Origin of the sequence: Enterococcus innesii, from assembly GCF_022846515.1 — a bacterium.
Lineage (GTDB): Bacteria > Bacillota > Bacilli > Lactobacillales > Enterococcaceae > Enterococcus_D > Enterococcus_D innesii.
In genome coordinates this window covers 290437-310607 of sequence record NZ_AP025635.1, presented here as the reverse complement: position 1 = coordinate 310607, position 20171 = coordinate 290437, and the positions used below count along the sequence as shown (strand labels likewise).

Sequence of the window (20171 nt, the reverse complement as noted above, 5' to 3'; positions counted from 1 at the left end):
GTCTTTTTGAAAAAGGTGTATAATCAAAAGCAAACAAAGGAGGAAATCGTATGCCATTTATCCATGTCGAACTAGTTGAAGGGCGTTCACAAGAACAACTGACGAATATGATGAAAGAAATCACTGAGGCAGTCCATAAAAATACGGGTGCCCCTAAGGAGCATATCCACGTTATCATCAATGAAATGAAACAAGGAACCTATGCTGTGAATGGCGATTGGAAATAATTCTCTTGCTTTTTCTTGTAGGTAGTGGTTTAATTGAGCCATAATCGATCAATAAAAAAGACACCTGAATTTGAGAGTCTTCGATAAGAGAGGGAAATCTTGGCTGAAAATTTCCTAGAAGAAAACCAAAGGATGACCACTTTTTTTAGACCTCTGTCGAAACGGAGGCGGTTGAACCGTTATCTCATGAAGAGGAAAACAGACTTTTTCTGTTTTTAAACAATAGGTGGAACCACGAGTGATCGTCCTAGTATCGTAACCGATACTAGGACTTTTTTTATTGATTGAAATCATTCAAAGGAGGACATTCATATGTCATTATTTATTACATTTCCTGATGGCGCAAAAAAAGAATTTGCTGTTGGGGTAACAACCAAAGAGATTGCTGAAAGTATCTCGAAAAGTCTTGCAAAAAAAGCCTTAGCTGGAAAAGTCAATGGACAACTGATCGATCTTAATCGTCCGATCGAAGAAGATGCAACGATTGAGATCGTGACACCTGATCACGAAGACGCCTTAGGCTTACTTCGTCATTCGACAGCTCATTTAATGGCTCAAGCTATGCGCAGACTCTATCCATCGATCCATTTTGGGGTAGGACCTGCAATTGATTCTGGTTTTTACTATGATACAGATAATGGGGAAAACCCAGTAACTGCGGAAGATCTACCGGCAATCGAAGCAGAAATGATGAAGATCATCAAAGAAAATCTGCCAATCGAACGACGTGTATTAACAAAAGAAGAAGCGTTGGCCCTTTTTGCCGAAGATCCATACAAAGTAGAGTTGATCACTGAATTACCAGATGACGAAACAATTACTGCCTATCAGCAAGGTGAATTTGTCGATCTTTGCCGCGGTCCTCACGTCCCATCAACTGGTCGTATCCAAGTATACAAATTGTTATCAGTGGCAGGTGCTTACTGGCGTGGAAGCTCTGATAACCAGATGATGCAACGAGTATACGGAACAGCCTTTTTCGATAAAAAAGACTTGAAGGAATTTATCCGTTTACGGGAAGAAGCAAAAGAACGCGATCATCGTAAACTAGGGAAAGAATTAGAATTGTTTATGTTGTCTCCTGAAGTCGGCGCTGGTCTGCCTTTCTGGCTGCCAAAAGGAGCAACGATCCGTCGTACGATCGAACGTTATATCGTTGATAAAGAGGTTAGCCTTGGGTACCAACACGTATACACACCAATCATGGCAAACGTGGACTTATACAAAACATCAGGGCATTGGGATCATTACCACGAGGACATGTTCCCACCAATGGATATGGGTGATGGCGAAATGCTGGTTCTACGACCAATGAATTGTCCACACCATATGATGGTTTACAAAAATGACATCCATTCGTATCGTGAACTACCAATTCGTATCGCTGAATTAGGAATGATGCATCGCTACGAAAAATCAGGCGCGCTATCAGGGTTGCAACGGGTTCGTGAAATGACCTTAAATGACGGTCATACATTCGTTCGTCCTGATCAAATCAAAGAAGAATTCAAACGGACACTGGATCTTATGGTGGGCGTTTACGAAGACTTTAATATTACTGACTATCGTTTCCGTTTAAGCTATCGCGATCCACAAAATAAAGACAAATATTTTGATGACGATGCGATGTGGGAAAATGCGCAAACAATGCTAAAAGCAGCCATGGATGAATTAGAATTGGATTATTTTGAAGCTGACGGTGAAGCAGCTTTCTACGGACCTAAACTAGATGTCCAAGTGAAAACAGCTTTAGGTATGGAAGAAACATTGTCAACGATCCAATTGGATTTCTTATTGCCAGAACGTTTTGATTTGACATACGTTGGTGAAGATGGCGAAAACAATCACCGTCCAGTGGTGATCCACCGCGGGATCGTTTCAACGATGGAACGTTTTGTGGCTTATTTGACAGAAGTCTATAAAGGGGCATTCCCGACTTGGTTGGCACCAATCCAAGCATCGATCATTCCGGTCTCAGTCGAAGCCCACAGCGACTATGCCTACGAAATCAAAGAACGCTTGCAAGCGCAAGGTCTGCGAGTAGAAGTAGATGATCGCAATGAAAAAATGGGATACAAGATCCGTGCGTCGCAAACACAAAAAATTCCTTACCAAATCGTTGTTGGGGATCAAGAAGTCAATGACGCGACAGTCAATATCCGTCGCTACGGCAGCAAAGAAACCCAAGTGGAAGAGTTGAATCTTTTTGTTGATGCGATGGCTGCAGAAGTGAAAAACTATAGTCGCGCATAGTTTTTGTTACAAAGAAGATAATTGTCTTATAGTATATGCACCTGCTTTTTAGCAGGTGCTGTTTATCTATTTTTGTTCTATAAAAACTGTGGAAAATGCAGAAAAGTTTGTTTTTGTGAATAAAATCATATATAATTAACCGGTAGCAACAAGGAGAAAAATAGAAGGGGTATGTGATGAACTATAATTATGGAGTAAGAAAAAAATCGGTTGTATCGGTCATTCTATTAACATTTATTACTTGTGGCATTTATACATTCTTTTGGATGTACCAAACAACCAAAGAGCTAGCAGAGTACAGTGGGGACAATCGTCTTTCACCAGAGACGTCGATTTTATTAACGATCCTTACTTGTGGGTTGTATCAAATTTATTGGTGGTATCGAATCGCGGATATCTTTATGAGTGCGCAACAACGAGCGAAAATGCCTCGTTTGAGTGACAACAAAATTCTATTTGTTGTCTTAAGCCTCTTTAATTTTGATTTTATCAATATGGCGATTTTACAAGGAGACATGAACCAAATGTGGGAAGCAGCTGATCAAAATACTATGACATCATCTGATGCTTCAAATGATCCGTTTGATTCAGATGATTGGGTCGATTATTGATCTGTCCGTTTAAATGGATAACGGGGGTTCCTTGTCCAGGTTGTGGCATGACGCGCGCATATTTACATTTATTCCAAGGCGATCTTCAAGGCGCGCTACATTTTCATCCCTTGTTTTGGTTAGTGCCGATCGTATTCGGGATCGTTTTATTCAAAAAAAATCCGAAAATCGGCAAACTTTACCACAGTCAAAACCTGTGGGTGACATTGACACTTTTAGTACTAGTGGTTTATGGCGGTCGGCTCTGGCTTCATTTCCCACATGAAGCGCCCATGGACTTTGATCCAGAAAGTATTTTCCCACAACTACTACGTCGGATTGGTCAAGTGATTCACTAACAGCCATTCACCCAAGCATTAAAAAACATTAAGAAAATGCTTTGTTTTTTTCTGAAAGCGAAGGGAACATGCGACAGTAGTTGAATCTTTATGAAAATTGTGTTATATTTACAATGTAATGATACTTAGAGTGAGTGAGCGGTTTTTTCGCTCACTCTTTTTAATGGAATGAAGTTCGTTTCGTTGAGAAATAAAGGAGGCGATGTTGTGAGTACAGTAGTGGAAACTGTTACAGATATAGTGACCCCTATTCTGGATGCGCAAAAATTTGAATTAGTTGAAGTAGAATTCGTGAAGGAAGGGAAAAATTGGTTTCTTCGTGTGTTCATCGATAAAGAAGGCGGAATCGATATCGAGGAATGTGCCTTTGTCAGTGAACAACTTAGTGAACAATTAGACCAATGCGATCCTGATCCTATTCCACAAGCCTATTTCTTGGAAGTTTCTTCCCCTGGCGCCGAGCGTCCATTGAAGAAAGAAGCAGATTATCAACGGGCAGTCGGCGAGTACATTCATGTTTCTTTATATCAACCGATTGATGGAGAAAAACAGTTCGAAGGCTTTTTACAGTCATTCGACGAAAATCAGCTAGTTATGAAGACCCGAATCAAAACCAGAGAAAAAGAACGAACGATCGACCGGAAAAATATTGCCAAAGCTCGTTTAGCCATTCAATTTTAAACACGGAGGAATGAAAGAATCATGAGTAAAGAAATGTTGAATGCATTGGATGCATTAGAAGCAGAGAAAGGCATTTCAAAAGAGATTGTCATCGATGCCTTGGAAGCGGCATTGGTTTCAGCGTACAAACGTCATTACGGGCAAGCACAAAATGTGGAAGTGGAATTTGATCAGAAAAAAGGCAACATCCACGTATATGCAGTCAAAGAAGTGACAGAAGAAGTCATGGACTCGCAACTAGAGGTTTCATTAAAAGAAGCGATGACAATCAACCCCGCTTATGAAATCGGCGACAAAATCCGCTTTGAAGTAACACCTAAAGACTTTGGTCGTATTGCGGCGCAAACGGCCAAACAAGTCATTTTGCAACGAGTTCGAGAAGCAGAAAGAAACATTATCTATAACGAATTTAGTGCTTATGAAAAAGACATTCTACAAGGAATCGTAGAGCGTCAAGACAATCGTTATATTTATGTGAACTTAGGTAAAATTGAAGCAGTACTTTCAAAACAAGACCAAATGCCAAATGAGTTTTATCAACCCCATGATCGGATCAAAGTATTCGTTTCTCGTGTTGAAAATACGTCTAAAGGGCCTCAAGTATTCGTTAGCCGTAGCCATCCAGATTTGCTACGCCGATTATTTGAACAAGAAGTGCCAGAAGTATATGATGGTACTGTAGAGATCGTAAGTATCGCTCGTGAAGCAGGGGATCGTGCCAAAGTGGCTGTTCGTTCTTTTGATGCTAACGTTGATCCTGTCGGCACTTGTGTAGGTCCTAAAGGGCAACGGGTTCAAGCAATCGTCAATGAACTAAAAGGCGAAAACATGGACATCGTGGAATGGAATGAAGATCCAGCGATCTTCATTGCCAATGCATTGAATCCAGCGGAAGTTAGCGACGTTATTTTCGATGTTGATAATCCGAAGTCTTGTACCGTTGTCGTGCCTGATTACCAATTGTCATTGGCGATCGGTAAACGGGGACAAAATGCCCGCCTGGCAGCGAAATTGACTGGCTTCAAAATCGATATCAAATCAGAAACAGACATGGAAGAGTTTTATGCGAAGTTGGATGAAGGCGACTATATCGATGAGTATGATGCCAATGCTTCAGAAGCTGCTGAAGAAATCAGCACAGAAGCAACAGAACCTGCAGAAACGCTCGATGAAGCGATCCTTTCATCAGACATGACTGCGGATGATTATGAAAATGTTGAGTTTGACGAAAAATAGTTGAGGTGAGATCGTGATGAAAAAACGAAAAATTCCTTTACGAAAATCAGTGATTTCAGGTGAAATGTTGCCTAAGAAAGAAATGCTTCGTATCACTCGTTCAAAAGAAGGCGTGGTTTCTATTGATCCAACCGGAAAAATGCCTGGTCGTGGTGCCTATATAGCGATCGAACCGGCTGAAGCCCAGAAAGCTTGGGATAAGCGTATTTTAGATCGAGTGTTGGAAACGAAATTGACAGATGAATTTTACCAAGAACTATTGGACTATGTAACGCACCAAAAAGCGCGAAAAGAGTTATTTGCAAATGAATAAAACCAAAGCATTAAATATGTTAGGACTAGCCATGCGTGCTGGGAAATTAGTGACTGGTGAAGAAATGACCTTAAAAGAGATTCGCAATGAGAAAGCTGCTTTGGTCATTGTCGCCAGTGATGCTGGTAAAAATACACAAAAGAAAATTAAGGACAAAAGTTCTTATTACGAAATTCCGCTCCTAGATGCATTTTCTGCTGATGAAATCAGTACGGCCATTGGGAAACCAAGAATGGTCATTGGCATCTTAGATCAAGGATTTGCAAGGAAGGTGCAGGAATTAATATTAGGTTAGGAAGGTGATTGCATGGGGAAAAAAAGAATTTATGAACTTGCAAAAGAATGGAACAAATCGAGCAAAGAGGTTGTTGAAAAAGCACAATCTTTAGGCTTTGATGTCAAAAATCATATGGGCGCGATCTCAGATGGAGAGGCGCAGAAATTGCAGCAGTCGTTAGGCGGCAATCCAAATGGTAAAACATCTGCAAACTCAAATCCCGCAAATCAGAAACCAGCCAACCAGCCGGAAAAACAAGAACAAAAGAAATTTAAAACGCAAAGAAATAATCCTAACTTCCAAAACCGTCATAACAATCAAAGTCAACAGCGAACTGCGCAAAGTAATAACCGTCCTGCTGGTCAAGGACAAGTAGATCGCACGAACAGTCAAGGAAGTAACAGACCAAATAACCAAGGAAGTCATAATCGAGTGAATAACCAAGAGAATCGTAACAATCAAGGGCAACAAAATCGCCCAACAAACCAAGGACAACAAAATCGTCCGAATAATCAAGGGCAACAAAACCGCCCAACAAACCAAGGACAGCAAAACCGTCCAAACAATCAAGGACAACAAAATCGTCCGAATAACCAAGGGCAACAAAACCGCCCGAATAACCAAGGACAACAAAATCGCCCAACAAACCAAGGACAGCAAAACCGTCCAAACAACCAAGGGCAACAAAACCGTCCAAACAACCAAGGGCAACAAAACCGTCCAAACAACCAAGGGCAACAAAACCGTCCAAACAACCAAGGGCAACAAAACCGCCCAACAAACCAAGGACAACAAAACCGTCCGAACAATCAAGGGCAGCAAAACCGTCCGGCCGCTCAATCTGCAGGAAATACGCAAGGGGCAGACCGTAACAATAACCGTACGCAAGGATCGAATGATTCCCGTGGAGGAAATCAAAACCGCGGCAAGTCAAATTACGGTGGACGCAATAACAATTTCAACAATAACAATCGCAACAAATTTAACAAAAAAGGCAAAAAAGGCCGTCAGCAGACGGAAAAGAAACCGCCAGTTCCAGCACGTAAATTCCGTGAGTTACCAGAAGTATTGGAATACACAGAAGGCATGAACGTAGCGGATATCGCGAAAAAAATCTACCGTGAACCAGCTGAAATCATCAAGAAACTCTTTATGATGGGGGTTATGGTCAATCAAAACCAACCTTTAGATAAAGATACGATTGAACTGCTTGCTACTGATTACGGAATTGAACCACAAGAAAAAGTCCAAGTGGATATCGCAGACATCGATAAATTCTTTGAAGAAGAAGAACAAGTCGAAGAGAACTTGGTGTCACGACCACCTGTTGTGACGATCATGGGACACGTTGACCATGGGAAGACAACCTTGCTTGATACTTTACGCCATTCACGAGTGACGAGTGGTGAAGCTGGAGGAATCACCCAGCATATTGGGGCTTACCAAATCGACATCAATGGCAAACCAATCACTTTCTTAGATACTCCTGGACATGCGGCCTTTACCAGTATGCGTGCACGGGGAGCAAGTATCACCGATATCACGATTTTAGTTGTCGCAGCTGATGATGGTGTGATGCCACAGACGGTGGAAGCAATCAACCATGCGAAAGCAGCAAAAGTGCCGATCATCGTTGCAGTAAACAAAATCGATAAGCCAGGTGCCAACCCACAACACGTGATGCAAGAATTAAGTGAACATGAGTTGATCCCAGAAGCCTGGGGTGGCGATACGATTTTTGTTGAAATCTCAGCGAAATTTGGGCAAAACATTGAAGAATTGCTTGAAATGATTCTTTTAGTAGCAGAAGTGGAAGATTTGAAAGCTGATCCTACCCAACGGGCAATCGGTACCGTCATTGAAGCACGCCTTGATAAAGGAAAAGGACCTGTGGCTACCCTATTGGTTCAACAAGGAACGCTTCATGTAGGTGATCCAATCGTTGTAGGGAATACCTTCGGTCGTGTTCGGGTAATGACGAATGACTTAGGTCGTCGTGATAAAACAGCAGGACCTGCTACACCTGTCGAAATCACAGGATTGAACGATGTCCCTCAAGCAGGTGATCGTTTCGTTACTTTTGAAGACGAGAAAACAGCTCGGGCAGCAGGGGAAGAACGGGCAAAACGTGCTTTAATGGAGCAACGCGCATCAAGTAGTCGTGTGACATTAGATAACTTGTTTGAAAGTCTAAAAGAAGGCGAACTGAAAGAAGTAAATGTCATCATCAAAGCAGACGTACAGGGTTCAGCTGAAGCATTAGCTGCGTCATTGAAGAAAATCGATGTGGAAGGTGTGCGAGTAAACATCGTCCATTCAGCCGTTGGCGCCATCAATGAAAGTGATGTAACGCTAGCAGCGGCAAGTAATGCCATCATCATAGGATTTAACGTCCGTCCAACACCGCAAGCCAAACAGCAAGCGGAAGCGGAAAAAGTCGATATTCGTTTGCATCGCATCATCTACAAAGCGATCGAAGAAATCGAAACTGCGATGAAAGGGATGCTTGATCCTGAATTCGAAGAAAAAATCACTGGTCAAATGATCGTTCGTGAAACATACAAAGTTTCTAAAGTGGGTACGATTGCTGGTTGCTATGTGACGGAAGGCAGCATTCGTCGTGACAGTGGCGTCCGCGTGATCCGTGACGGTATTGTTATCTATGAAGGCAAACTTGCCAGCTTGAAACGCTTCAAAGACGATGTCAAAGAAGTGAAGCTAGGGTTTGAATGTGGCGCGATGATCGAGAAATTCAACGATCTTAAAGTTGATGACGTGATCGAAGGCTATGTGATGGAAGAAGTACCGACAAAATAACGGAATGACAACTATACAAGGAGGCTTTTTGAATGGCTAATTATCGAGATCGCCGAGTGGCACAAGAAATCTTAAAAGAAGTCAATCAAATTCTTCGTAAAAAAGTTCGTGATCCTCGCGTGCAAGATGTGACGATCACAGATGTACGAGTAACTGGAGATTTGCAGCAAGCAACGATTTTTTACAGCACTCTAACGGACTTAGCTTCAGATAAGCAAAAAGCCCAAGCAGGACTGGAAAAAGCAACTGGTTTAGTTCGTCGTGAATTAGGTCAAGCGTTAACGCTCTATAAAGTCCCAGAAATCCAATTTGAACTGGATGAATCTGTACAATACGGGAATAAAATTGATGAAATGATTCGTTCATTGCACTCAGAAGAATAAAAAAAGAACAGCTTCCAATCGAAGCTGTTCTTTTTTTATTTGAAATGAGCATCAGGTATTCATCAGTAAAGTGACCAGTCCAGCAACGCCTGTCCCCAAAAGCCAACCGCCAATCACGTCTGTTAAAAAATGGATCCCTAAGTAGACTCTGCTAAAGCCAATCATAAAGCTCAACAAAATTGCCAGTAGAGTCATCGGAAGGACTGCTGTGGGAACCAAAATTCCAAGATTCAAAGCAATCGTTCCGTACATAGCGGCTGATGTGGCAGCATGAGCACTAGGAAAGCTGTGATCTTTTTCTTCAACTAAACGATGATCAATAGGACGATCTCGTCGGACGATTCGTTTGATCAAGTAAGCAGCTGCTGATACTATGAAGATACTGACTGCTGTTTTTGGTGCAAGATCTGCCCGCGATGATGGAAAGGCAAACAACAGTAAAGCAATCGCAACTGTCGGAAAGGCTTTTCCTAAATTGGTAAAAAAGTGCATCATGCGCGTCAAAGAGGGCGTACGGCTTTGGATGATCTGCAAAGCAAACGCTTCTTCCCAACGCTGCATCGTGCCGAGCTGAATCATGATCAAAAAAATGGCAAATCCAATAAATGACCCTATCGTTAAAACAACCATTTTAGGACCTCCTTATATGCTTAGTTTATCATGTAATGAGAAGGTGCGAAAAGGATTTTGTCGTGCAATGAATTTTTTTTATATGTTATAATAAGCAAGTTGAAGTGAAATGGAGGAATACGATGGACGGGATTTTACCATTATGGAAAGAGCGTGGACAAACAAGTCACGACTGCGTGTTTAAATTACGAAAAATATTAAAGACAAAAAAAATCGGACACAGCGGCACACTAGATCCTGACGTGGATGGTGTCTTGCCCATTTGTATCGGAAAAGGAACGAAGATCGTCGAATACTTGGTTGATTCTGGAAAAGTCTACACCGGGGAAATCACTTTGGGCTTCAGTACCACTACAGAAGATCGGTCGGGGGATATCGTTGAACAACAAGCACTAACTCGTCCTTTTACGAAGGAAGAGATCGATCAGGCAATGAAACAGTTGACGGGGACGATTACCCAGATCCCCCCGATGTATTCGGCGGTCAAAGTCAATGGCAAACGACTTTACGAATATGCCCGCAACAATGAAACTGTCGAGCGGCCACAACGCAAAGCCGAAATTTATTCCTTTGAACGAATTTCAGAGCCGGTTACTCATGAGGACAATACGCAAAGCTGGCGTTTTGAAGTTTCTTGTGGAAAAGGGACTTATGTTCGCACATTAGCGGTCGACACAGGGAAATTGCTGGGCGTACCCGCGCATATGTCTGATTTGACTCGCCTAAAAAGCGGTGGTTTTTCTAAAGAACAATCTTACACGATTGCAGAGGTTCAAAAGGCAGTCGATGAACAACGTGTTTCGGAACTACTACTACCTTTAGAATACGGGGTATCGGAGTTTGTTCAAGTGACGATCGATGCGGACCTCTGGCAGAAAGTAAAAAATGGCATGCGTTTGCCGTTTCGTGCATTTGGATTACAAGAGCACCCAGAAGAGTTAGTGGCGATTTTCTATCAAGAACAATTAATTAGTATTTATAAAGCTCATGACAAATACCACGATATGATGAAACCGGTAAAAGTCATCCGTACAGAAATAGGAGAATGAACATGGAAATCATTGAAATGAGACACCCTTATGATCACGCAACGATTCCTGAAGAGGAGATCGTCTTAGTTTTAGGCTTTTTCGATGGCGTGCATCTAGGCCATCAGAAAGTCATTGAAACAGGGCGCAAGATTGCAGAGGAAAAAGGGTTAAAATTGGCGTTGATGACCTTTAATCAACATCCCTCGATCGTGTTTCAAAAAGTCGATCCTGAAAAAATGCAATACCTGACCAGTTTGGCTCAAAAGGAAGCGCATATGGAACAACTTGGGGTAGACATTCTTTATATCATTGAATTTACTTCTGCTTTTGCAAATTTGGCACCGCAAGTATTTGTAGATGAATACATGATCGGACTGCATGCAAAAGTTGTTGTTGCAGGTTTTGACTATACCTATGGCAAGAAGGAAATTGCCAACATGGCGCTGTTGCCAACCTATGCAGAAGGACGTTTTGAAGTTGTGACTGTCGCGCAAGAATCGTTTGATGAAGAAAAGGTTAGCTCCACACGCATTCGCTCTGCGCTACAAAATGGCGATATGGCGCAAGTCTATCGCTTGTTAGGGTATATTTATGAATTTGAAGGAACCGTCGTTCACGGTGATGCTAGAGGACGAGAACTTGGGTTTCCAACCGCGAATATCAAAGTGAAGAGCACTGTTCGGTTGCCAAAAGAAGGTGTCTATGTGACGGAAATCAAAGTCGGTGACAAGTGGTATCCATCGATGGGATCGATTGGTCACAATGACACCTTTGGTCAAGGGCGCCAGTTAACAGTTGAAATCTATATTCTCGATTTTCACCAAGATATCTATGGGGAAACTGTGGCAATCCGCTGGCATCATTTCTTGCGTGATCAAGTGGCTTTCAATGGTGCGCAAGCATTGATCGAACAATTAAAGCAAGACGAACGAGACACTGAAGCTTATTTTGATGGCCTTTCAGAAGAAAACTAATCATTCGTAGTGAAAAGAAGCGCTTCTGGCTTCTTTTCACTTTTTCTTTTTCTCTCTTTTTATAACGTAGTTTATTTGAATTCTAATGCTTTCCCCATGAGGAAAAAACGTTTTTTCGATATACTAAAAAATAGGCTAAAATGATAATTTATGCAGTACGCTGCAAAGGGAAAGGGAGAGAAAAAGTGACAATTGGAAAAAAAGTAAAAAAGGGGAAAGAAAAGAAAGATTTAACCAAAATGAAAACGCCGCATACGTATGTCATCATCTTTGGGGTTGTGCTGTTGGCATGGTTGCTGACTTTCTTAGTTCCCGCTGGGAAATTTAGTACACAAGAAATCGAGTATACCGATGCAAATGGGGAAATCAGTACCAGAACGGTCTTAATGCAAGATTCGTTTCGTTATGCCTACCCGTTAGATAACGAATACGTCTATCAACAGTTGAATCAATTGGAAGACGATCCACAAGAGCTGGAAGAATTAGATGTCGATCCTGAGGCTTTAGCAGCTGTTCTGGCTGAAGGTCCTAAAGAGATATCCCAGAGTCAATTAGATGAGGTGGGACTAACCGATGATACGCTTTACAGTCTTTACGGGGAAAAAATTTATGATACTTCTGAAAAACTGCATAAAACAGCCAAGGTTTGGGGAACTGATGACTTTAACGGTTTCGGCTTTTTAAATTTTGTTTTTGAAGGGTTGGTTTCTGGCGATAAATATGGATCAGCAGTTGGGATCGCAGCGCTGATCTTAGTGGTCGGGGGTGCATTTGGTATTATCATGCAAACCGGAGCGATCGATGCAGGGATCTTTGCGTTTATCAGCAAAACCCGTGGATTAGAACGTTTGGCATTGCCGTTATTGTTCTTTGCTTTTTCATTTGGGGGTGCTACTTTTGGGATGGCAGAAGAAGTCATTCCGTTTTCGATGGTCATGGTACCTTTCGTGATCGCATTAGGGTATGATTCGATCGTGGCGGTCACTGTCACTTATGTCGCCTCCCAGATTGGGAATGCCACCTCGTGGATGAGTCCATTTAGTGTGGCAGTGGCTCAAGGGATCGCAGGTATTCCGGTTCTTTCAGGGGCAACGTTCCGAATCATCATGTGGGTCGTGGTTACCGCATTATCTGCAGCATACCTCATGATCTATGCCGAAAGAATCCGCAAGAATCCGGAGAAGTCACTAACCTATCAATCGGATGCATATTTTAGAAATCATCTTGAGAAAACCTCTAGTGAGCAAAAACCCTTTCTATTAGGTCATAAATTGATCTTGGTTGAAATGCTAGCAGTCTTGATCTGGATCGTTTGGGGTGTGACACAAAAAGGCTATTATATTCCTGAGATTGCTTCCCAATTCTTTGTTATGGGCTTAGGGGCAGGAATCATAGCAGTTCTCTTCAAATTAGAAAATATGGGCTTGAATGACGTGGCGAGTGCTTTTCAATCAGGTGCCTCAGAATTGGCAGGAACTGCAATCGTTGTAGGGATGGCCAAAGGGATTCTTCTGGTTCTCGGCGGTTCTGATGCCAACGTGCCGTCAGCTTTGAATACGATTTTGCACAGCATCGGTGGTTTGTTAAGCAATGTTCCAGCATTTATTGGGGCATGGTTCATGTACATTTTCCAAAGCTTCTTCAATTTGATCGTGACCTCCAATTCAGGTCAGGCTGCATTGACCATGCCGATCATGGCGCCATTAGCTGATCTTTTAGGTGTTTCAAGACAGATCGCTGTATTGGCTTATCAATTAGGCTCAGGCTTCATGGATGCCTTCACTCCTGTATCGGCAAGTCTGATCGGTGTGCTAGGTGTCGCAAGAATCGAATGGGTGAAATGGGCGAAATTCCAGATCAAAATGCAAGGGTTCTTATTTGTATTAGGAACGATCTTCATCTTTATTGCAGTCGCGATCGGCTTGCAATAAGAAGCAATCAGACACGAGGAGGAAGCACTCATGAAGGTGATACGACAAGCGGAGGTTTACGCTCCTGACTATTTAGGAAAAAAAGATATTTTATTAAATGAAGACAAGATTATTGCCATTCAAGATTCGATTCAAGGAGGATTCTCAGGCGTTGCTCTTGAAGAAATCGATGGCAGAGGGTTGCTTGCTGTGCCCGGTTTTATTGACTGTCACTTTCATATCTTAGGAGGTGGCGGGGAAGGTGGTTTTCAAAACCGGACACCTGAAGTGAAATTGTCTCAGCTGACCTCTGCGGGGGTAACGACAGTGGTTGGCTGTTTAGGTACTGACGGAGTAGGCAGAGATATGACTGCCTTGATCAGTAAGGCCCGTGGACTAGAGGCGGAAGGCATCACGACTTATCTTTATGACGGTTCGTATCGATTGCCTTTGACGCCCGTCACGGATTCCATCATCCAAGATTTTTTGACTATCGATAAAATTATTGGTATCGGTGAAATTGCCGTTTCTGACCATCGTTCTTCACAACCAAGTTTCGAAGAATTTACCCGCGCGGTTGCGGATGCTCGTGTCGGTGGGATGCTTTCTGGAAAAGCAGGCATCGTAAACGTCCACCTAGGTGGAGGAAAGAAAAAATATGAGCTGCTTTTACGAACCATCGAAGAGACAGAGATTCCAATCAGCCAATTTTTACCGACACATGCCAATCGGACCAGCGAGCTTTTCGAAGCAAGTATTGCTTTTGCAAAAATGGGTGGAACGATCGATTTTACGGCGAGTGAAGATCCTGATTTCTGGGAAAAAGAAGACGATGAGGTTCGCTTCAGTAAAGGATTGAAACGTTTGTTAGCAGAAGGGATCGGGCTGGATCAATTTACCATGACCTCTGATGGGCAAGGCAGCCTCCCGTACTTTGATGAAAACAATCAATTCATAGGTCTGGGTGTCGGCAGTTCGCGAGCGCTGATGGTAGGCATCAAAGAAGCAGTCCAAAAAGAGCAGATTCCATTGGAGATCGCCATTCGTGCAATCACTTCTAATCCAGCGAAAGTATTGAAGCTTGATCAAAAGGGGCGCCTTGCAGCAGGGATGGATGCTGATATTTGCTTGCTGAACAAAGAATCATTCGCTGTAGAAACAGTTCTAGCAAAAGGCAAAACGATGGTAGAAAAACAAGAAGTGAAAGTATGGGGTACCTTTGAGCAACTAGCGTAAAAAGAAGCCAATTCTGGCAGACTAAGAGTCGGTTGTTTTTCTAAACAGAGTTGTAAAAGATAAAAAAGCAGCCCGATCCATGACCAGCATTTGCTGGACTTGATCGGACTGCTTTTTTACTTAAATGCAAGAATTCTTATGCTTGCAGCTCATCTAATTTCTTCATGTCTTCCTCAGAAATTTCAAAGTCAACTTTGGCATTATCTGAAATGTATTCTTCATGAACTGATTTTGGCAATGGCAAAATATCTTTTTGTAGTAGGTAACGAATAGAAAGCTGTGGAATCGATTTTCCATAGGCTTCCGCAATCGTTTTGACCGCATCGTTGTCTAGTAAACGACCAGTAGCGATTGGTGAATAGCCTTCCACTAAAATTTCGTGCTCTTTGCAAAATGCCAATAATTCTTCATTTGTGCGACCAATATGGTAAATAAACTGATTGACCATTGGTTTCACATCGCAATGATCGAAAATATTTTGTAAATCTTTTTGATCGAAGTTTGAAACACCGATCGATTTTACTTTTCCACTTAAGTAGGCTTCTTCTAATGCTTTCCAAACATCGATGTTTTCAAGATAAAAATCTTTATTTTCTGGATTGTTTCCCATGATTTTCCAAGGACGAGGGGCATGGATCAAAATCAAATCGATATACCCTAAGTCAAGTTTTTTTAGAGAAGCATCAATGCTATCAACCGCTTCTTGATAAGTTTTTAACTCAGCAGGTACTTTCGTGGTAACAAAAATCTCTTCACGAGCAACGCCTGAATCGCGGACAGCTTTCCCAACTGCTTCTTCATTTTTATAAGCAGCAGCTGTATCGACATGTCGATAACCATCTTGGATGGCAAATTTTGTTGCATTGTAAGCATCTTCTGGCGAAGATTGCCAGGTCCCAAGGCCGATCTTAGGAATCGTCAGTTTGTTCTGCAAAGTAAATGTTTCTTGTAATATCACGTATTTCAACCTACTTTCGTCGCTTTTTTAGTTACATCTTTTATTATAAAACGTTTTCTTGTTTGATACAAATCTGACGCTGAAACTTTTTCGGTAAATTGACTTTCAAAGGGATCTTTGATACAGTAGCAGCAACCTCAAGCTGGAAAGATGTGGTAAGAATGGATTTTGTAAAAGAAGATTTTGCCTACTATCGGCGCTCTTTTGAATTGATGTATCGTAGTTATTTCCGTAGAAGAATGCTTGCTATTGGCGTGGCGATTTTGATTATCTTAGGTTACCTATTTTTGTTACAAGAAAGTTTGCTTTTAAATATCATTTTGTTGGTTATTTTGCTAGGGATGATGGCATGGTTAGTTTCACTTTATCAGCGAGCGAGTGAGGTCGTACTTGCTTTCGAAGAAGAAAATCAGGTGCCGCAAATTTATCAACTGACAGAATTCGAGGATCATTATGCATTCCACATGAAGGATGGAACAACGATGCGCGTGAAGAAAAACGGCAATCGCAACTTTCCTTCCAATAATAAGCAGTACACGCTGATGGCAGGGTATAAGAAAGTGTTTTTTGTGCGACAACCCCTAATGATCTTTTATTATGACCTCTTAGAGATGAAGTATGATGAAGCGTATCGATTAAAGCGAAATCGCCAAAATGGGTTCAGTCGTTGGTCCCGGTATTTCAGTTTTCGCTCCTTTAAAGGATCTATCGGAAATGTTTTTCAATTTTTGCTAGGAAATATTTTTTTCTTATTTATCGCCTATCGGTTGATCCGTTACTTGATCGACATCTTGCTTCATGTTTTTTAATCGATCAAGCGTCCTTACATTCCTCACTGTTTTCATAGACTGATGAAAAAGATGATAGGACTTAATTTTTAAATCAAGGTATACTAGAGTCAGATAAGGCAAGCGATTGTCTTTCAAGAAGAGAGCTACTCTTATTCAGTAAGCCGCCGACAACAGCTTATCTTTTGTGGCGCTAACAATTTGGGGGAAGTGTTAGTTCTTGTAGCAGACCGCAATTTTTCTGTTTGCCATAAGAACAAAAACGGTAGTTTACCGTACTTAATAGGAGTAGTCCTCTTGGTTTTTTCTATGATTGTTCTGAAACATCACTTTCTTGAAGTGGTGTTTTTTTGCTTATTGCTATTTCAAGTGATAGGAGAATTCACAGATCTGTGCTACAATAAGTGCCGATACTCTCAGCAATGCGAGTGAAAAAGAAGATAGAGGAGAATCACTTAGTAATGCTTGAAGGTCAAACAATAAATGATCCATCTACAAAAAGCGCAGGAAATATTTCCGCGTATCTACATATACCTTTCTGTGAACATATTTGCTACTACTGTGACTTCAACAAAGTGTTTTTAGAAGGCCAGCCAGTGGATGAATACATCGAAGCACTGTTGAAGGAAATTGAGTTGACTCTTTTCCACCAGCCAGTCAGTGAAGCAGAAACGATTTACATTGGCGGTGGGACGCCAACGTCGCTTTCAGCAAGCCAGCTGGATCGATTGCTGTCAGGCGTACACGAATTATTGCCGACCCACACAACGAAAGAGTTTACAGTGGAAGCAAATCCTGGTGATTTGAGCGAAGACAAAATGCTGGTGTTGAAAAACCACCAAGTCAATCGATTGTCTATGGGGGTCCAGACCTTTGATAATCGCTTGCTAAAAAAAATTGGTCGCAAGCATACTGCTGAAGATGTTTATTCAACCATCCAACTGCTAGAAAAACATGATTTTCAGAATGTGACGATCGATTTGATTTATGCACTTCCGGGACAAAGCATTGAAAGCTTCCGTGATACGCTGACGCGAGCGATTGATCTCGGGTTGCCTCATTATGCGATGTATTCCTTAATCTTAGAAAACAAAACCATGTTTATGAACTGGGTTCGCCAAGGAAGAATGGCACTACCTTCTCAAGAAGCTGAAACGCAGATGTTTGATGAGGCGATCGCTGCGATGAACAAAGCTGGCTTGACCCAATATGAAATCAGTAATTTTGCCCGACCAGGGTATGAGTCCCTGCACAATCTAGTGTATTGGAACAATGAACATTATTTTGGCTTTGGGGCAGGCGCTAGTGGTTATCTTGGACAGTCTCGCTACAAGAATAAAGGACCGATCCAGCATTATTTGAAACCATTGCAGGAAAATCAGTTGCCAATCCACGAAATCGAAGAATTGACAACCAGCAATCAAATGGAAGAGGAACTTTTTTTAGGCCTCCGTAAAAAGGCTGGCATTTCAAAAATACGCTTTGCAGAAAAATTCGGGAAGTCTTTTCAGGAAATCTATGGTTCAACTAGCGAACAGTTGATTCAAAAAGGCTGGTTGGCTAGTCAAGGTGATCGTGTCTTTTTAACGAAAGCTGGGATGTTCATTGGCAACGAAGTGTTTGAAGCATTTCTCTTGGATGGAGAAAAATAAGAAAGAACAAGGAAGAGAAGTAGCCATTTCGCGCTGCTTCTTTTTTGCTTTCTTTTTTTAGCACTCTCTTAGAAAGAGTGCTAAAAAAGTGATGCAAATACTTGACATTCCTAGCAAATATGGTATATTTATAATCGTGTTAGCACTTAATAGGAATGAGTGCTAACGGAGGAGTGGATAAAATGTTGACACCTAGACAACAAATGATTTTACACCTCATCATCCAAAACTATACGAATACTGGTCAGCCCACGGGCTCGAAGCGATTGATGGAAGATGGGGTTGAAGCTAGCTCTGCCACCATTCGTAATGAGATGAAGGCGCTGGAAGAAGCTGGACTTCTATTAAAGACACATTCATCTTCAGGGCGTGTGCCATCAATAAAAGGGTATCGCTATTACGTTGATCACTTATTGAAGCCATCTGAAGTTGACCAAAACGAAATTCAAACCATTCGTCATTCTTTTGGAAAAGATTTTCATGAAATCAATGAAATCATCCAGCAGTCTGCCACGATCTTGTCCAACTTGACTAGCTATACAGCGTTGTCTCTCGGGCCAGATATGAAGGAAAGGAAATTGACGGGCTTTCGAATCGTCCCTTTGAATGCACGACAGATCATCGCGATCATCGTGACGGATAAAGGGAATGTCGAAAATCAAGTCTTTACCCTTCCTGAATCGATGAGTAGCGAAGATTTGGAAAAAATGGTAAGGATCATCAACGACAAATTGATCGGTGAACCTCTAATGACGGTCTACCATCGATTAAGAACCGAGATTCCGATGATTCTGCATAAGTATTTTCAAACGACTGACGGAATCGTTGATCTCTTTGATACGATGCTGAGCCATATTTTTGAAGAAAAAATCTTCGTCGGCGGGCGAATGAATCTTCTGGATTTTGAACCGACGCAAGATGTTAGTCAGTTCAAATCGATGTATTCATTTATGAAAAACGCAGATCAGCTGACACAGCTGCTGGCGCCAAGAGATTCTGCGATTCAAATCAGAATCGGCTCTGAGCTTGGCAATGACTTGTTACAAAATATGAGTTTGATCCAAGCCAGCTATGAAATCGAAGGTCATGGACAAGGAACGATCGCTTTATTAGGTCCATCAAGTATGCCGTATTCACGGATGTTTGGACTGATGGAAGTTTTTCGAGGCGAGTTAGCAAAAAAATTGGCCGATTATTATCGCGCATTAGACGCTGCCAATGAATAAGCGGCAATGAAACAAATCGTAGAAGGGATGGTTGAAACGTGACGGAAAAAGAAGAGCGTTTAGATGAAGAATTAGCTAAAACTGCTGAAGAAACCGCAGAAACACCTGAATCTTCAAATGAATCAACTGAAACTGAAGCACAGACTCCTCAACCAGAGGAAGAAGCAGTGGAAAAAAGCGAATTGGAACTTTTGCAAGAAAAGAATAACGAATTGGAAGATCAATTCCTGCGTGCTCGTGCAGAGATCGCAAATATCACTTCACGTAACCGCAATGAGCGGGAACTTTTACAAAAATACCGCTCGCAAGATCTTGGCAAAAAACTGTTGCCAGCAATCGACAATTTGGAACGAGCGATGGCAGCAGATGTCGATCAAGACCAAGCGGCGAATTTGAAAAAAGGCGTTGAAATGGTTCTTGAAAGTCTGCGTCAAGCCTTAAAAGAAGAGGGAATCGAAGAGATTCCTGCTGAAGGTGCAATGTTCGATCCGAACTTGCATCAAGCGGTGCAGACTGTACCTGCCTCTGATGAAACACCGGCAGACACAATCGTTACTGTCTTGCAAAAAGGGTATAAATTGCATGATCGTGTCTTGCGTGCAAGCATGGTCATCGTTGCACAATAGTTCT

Annotated in this window: 20 protein-coding genes; 18 read left to right on the top strand and 2 right to left on the bottom strand. The window is 41.9% G+C overall.

Annotation, left to right across the window (positions count from 1 at the left end):
* The first annotated feature begins 50 nt into the window (after positions 1-50).
* The 10 genes from thmT (at position 51) to rbfA (ending at position 9136) form a co-directional block, all read left to right on the top strand.
* Positions 51-227 carry a 2-hydroxymuconate tautomerase gene (gene thmT / locus ENLAB_RS01485; protein ID WP_005225916.1) on the top strand — a complete coding sequence of 59 codons (177 nt, stop codon included), beginning with the start codon at positions 51-53 and terminating at the stop codon, positions 225-227.
* Positions 228-539: 312 nt separating this feature from the next.
* Entirely contained in the window at positions 540-2480 is a 1941-nt protein-coding gene (gene thrS / locus ENLAB_RS01480; RefSeq protein WP_096742793.1) for a threonine--tRNA ligase, read from the top strand.
* Positions 2481-2656: 176 nt separating this feature from the next.
* A complete protein-coding gene (locus ENLAB_RS01475; RefSeq protein WP_086292276.1) occupies positions 2657-3091 on the top strand; it encodes a DUF4234 domain-containing protein in 435 nt (144 codons plus the stop codon).
* Positions 3091-3429 carry a DUF2752 domain-containing protein gene (locus ENLAB_RS01470; RefSeq protein WP_170920140.1) on the top strand — a complete coding sequence of 113 codons (339 nt, stop codon included), beginning with the start codon at positions 3091-3093 and terminating at the stop codon, positions 3427-3429. Before ENLAB_RS01475 ends, ENLAB_RS01470 begins: the two co-directional genes overlap by 1 nt.
* 207 nt (positions 3430-3636) lie before the next feature.
* Positions 3637-4110: a ribosome maturation factor RimP gene (gene rimP, locus ENLAB_RS01465; RefSeq protein WP_077454435.1), complete on the top strand. Its 474-nt coding sequence runs from the start codon at positions 3637-3639 to the stop codon at positions 4108-4110.
* A gap of 21 nt (positions 4111-4131) precedes the next feature.
* Complete coding sequence (gene nusA / locus ENLAB_RS01460; protein WP_244352297.1) at positions 4132-5346, top strand: transcription termination factor NusA; 1215 nt, start codon at positions 4132-4134, stop codon at positions 5344-5346.
* A 16-nt stretch (positions 5347-5362) separates the two neighbouring features.
* Positions 5363-5659 (top strand): RNase P modulator RnpM, encoded by a 297-nt coding sequence (gene rnpM / locus ENLAB_RS01455; RefSeq protein ID WP_005225922.1) that lies wholly within the window; start codon positions 5363-5365, stop codon positions 5657-5659.
* On the top strand, positions 5652-5954 hold the full coding sequence (locus ENLAB_RS01450) for a YlxQ-related RNA-binding protein (protein ID WP_086292278.1): 303 nt from the start codon (positions 5652-5654) through the stop codon (positions 5952-5954). The genes rnpM and ENLAB_RS01450 overlap by 8 nt, the downstream gene beginning before the upstream one ends.
* Before the next feature lie 12 nt (positions 5955-5966).
* The gene (gene infB / locus ENLAB_RS01445; RefSeq protein ID WP_244352295.1) at positions 5967-8753 is read left to right on the top strand and encodes a translation initiation factor IF-2; all 2787 of its coding nucleotides are present in this window, start codon (positions 5967-5969) and stop codon (positions 8751-8753) included.
* A gap of 32 nt (positions 8754-8785) precedes the next feature.
* The gene (gene rbfA, locus ENLAB_RS01440; RefSeq protein WP_077454432.1) at positions 8786-9136 is read left to right on the top strand and encodes a 30S ribosome-binding factor RbfA; all 351 of its coding nucleotides are present in this window, start codon (positions 8786-8788) and stop codon (positions 9134-9136) included.
* Positions 9137-9187: 51 nt separating this feature from the next.
* Here the strand turns inward: rbfA and ENLAB_RS01435 are convergent, their stop codons facing one another.
* Positions 9188-9766: a phosphatase PAP2 family protein gene (locus tag ENLAB_RS01435; protein WP_081118623.1), complete on the bottom strand. Its 579-nt coding sequence runs from the start codon at positions 9764-9766 to the stop codon at positions 9188-9190.
* A 122-nt stretch (positions 9767-9888) separates the two neighbouring features.
* Here ENLAB_RS01435 and truB point away from each other — a divergent pair, with 122 nt between their 5' ends.
* The 4 genes from truB to iadA all read left to right on the top strand — a co-directional run bounded on the left by truB (position 9889) and on the right by iadA (position 14917).
* Entirely contained in the window at positions 9889-10815 is a 927-nt protein-coding gene (gene truB, locus ENLAB_RS01430) for a tRNA pseudouridine(55) synthase TruB (RefSeq protein ID WP_140964845.1), read from the top strand.
* Between the two features lie 2 nt (positions 10816-10817).
* Entirely contained in the window at positions 10818-11771 is a 954-nt protein-coding gene (ribF, locus tag ENLAB_RS01425; protein WP_244352293.1) for a riboflavin biosynthesis protein RibF, read from the top strand.
* A 239-nt stretch (positions 11772-12010) separates the two neighbouring features.
* Entirely contained in the window at positions 12011-13702 is a 1692-nt protein-coding gene (gene yfcC, locus ENLAB_RS01420) for a putative basic amino acid antiporter YfcC (protein ID WP_189372211.1), read from the top strand.
* 30 nt (positions 13703-13732) lie between these two features.
* A complete protein-coding gene (gene iadA / locus ENLAB_RS01415) occupies positions 13733-14917 on the top strand; it encodes a beta-aspartyl-peptidase (protein WP_081118619.1) in 1185 nt (394 codons plus the stop codon).
* 136 nt (positions 14918-15053) lie between these two features.
* Here iadA and ENLAB_RS01410 read toward each other — a convergent pair whose 3' ends face one another.
* Positions 15054-15875, bottom strand: a complete 822-nt coding sequence (locus ENLAB_RS01410) for an aldo/keto reductase (protein ID WP_077454427.1) — start codon at positions 15873-15875, stop codon at positions 15054-15056.
* A gap of 161 nt (positions 15876-16036) precedes the next feature.
* On the opposite strand from ENLAB_RS01410, the gene ENLAB_RS01405 reads away from it, so the two are divergent.
* The 4 genes from ENLAB_RS01405 (at position 16037) to grpE (ending at position 20167) form a co-directional block, all read left to right on the top strand.
* Positions 16037-16684 (top strand): hypothetical protein, encoded by a 648-nt coding sequence (locus ENLAB_RS01405; protein ID WP_244352291.1) that lies wholly within the window; start codon positions 16037-16039, stop codon positions 16682-16684.
* A gap of 440 nt (positions 16685-17124) precedes the next feature.
* Positions 17125-18315 carry a radical SAM family heme chaperone HemW gene (hemW, locus tag ENLAB_RS01400; RefSeq protein ID WP_096742783.1) on the top strand — a complete coding sequence of 397 codons (1191 nt, stop codon included), beginning with the start codon at positions 17125-17127 and terminating at the stop codon, positions 18313-18315.
* Positions 18316-18497: 182 nt separating this feature from the next.
* Positions 18498-19541, top strand: coding sequence for a heat-inducible transcriptional repressor HrcA (hrcA, locus tag ENLAB_RS01395; protein ID WP_005225934.1), 1044 nt, complete (start codon positions 18498-18500; stop codon positions 19539-19541).
* Positions 19542-19579: 38 nt separating this feature from the next.
* On the top strand, positions 19580-20167 hold the full coding sequence (gene grpE, locus ENLAB_RS01390) for a nucleotide exchange factor GrpE (RefSeq protein ID WP_077454424.1): 588 nt from the start codon (positions 19580-19582) through the stop codon (positions 20165-20167).
* Positions 20168-20171: the final 4 nt, after the last annotated feature.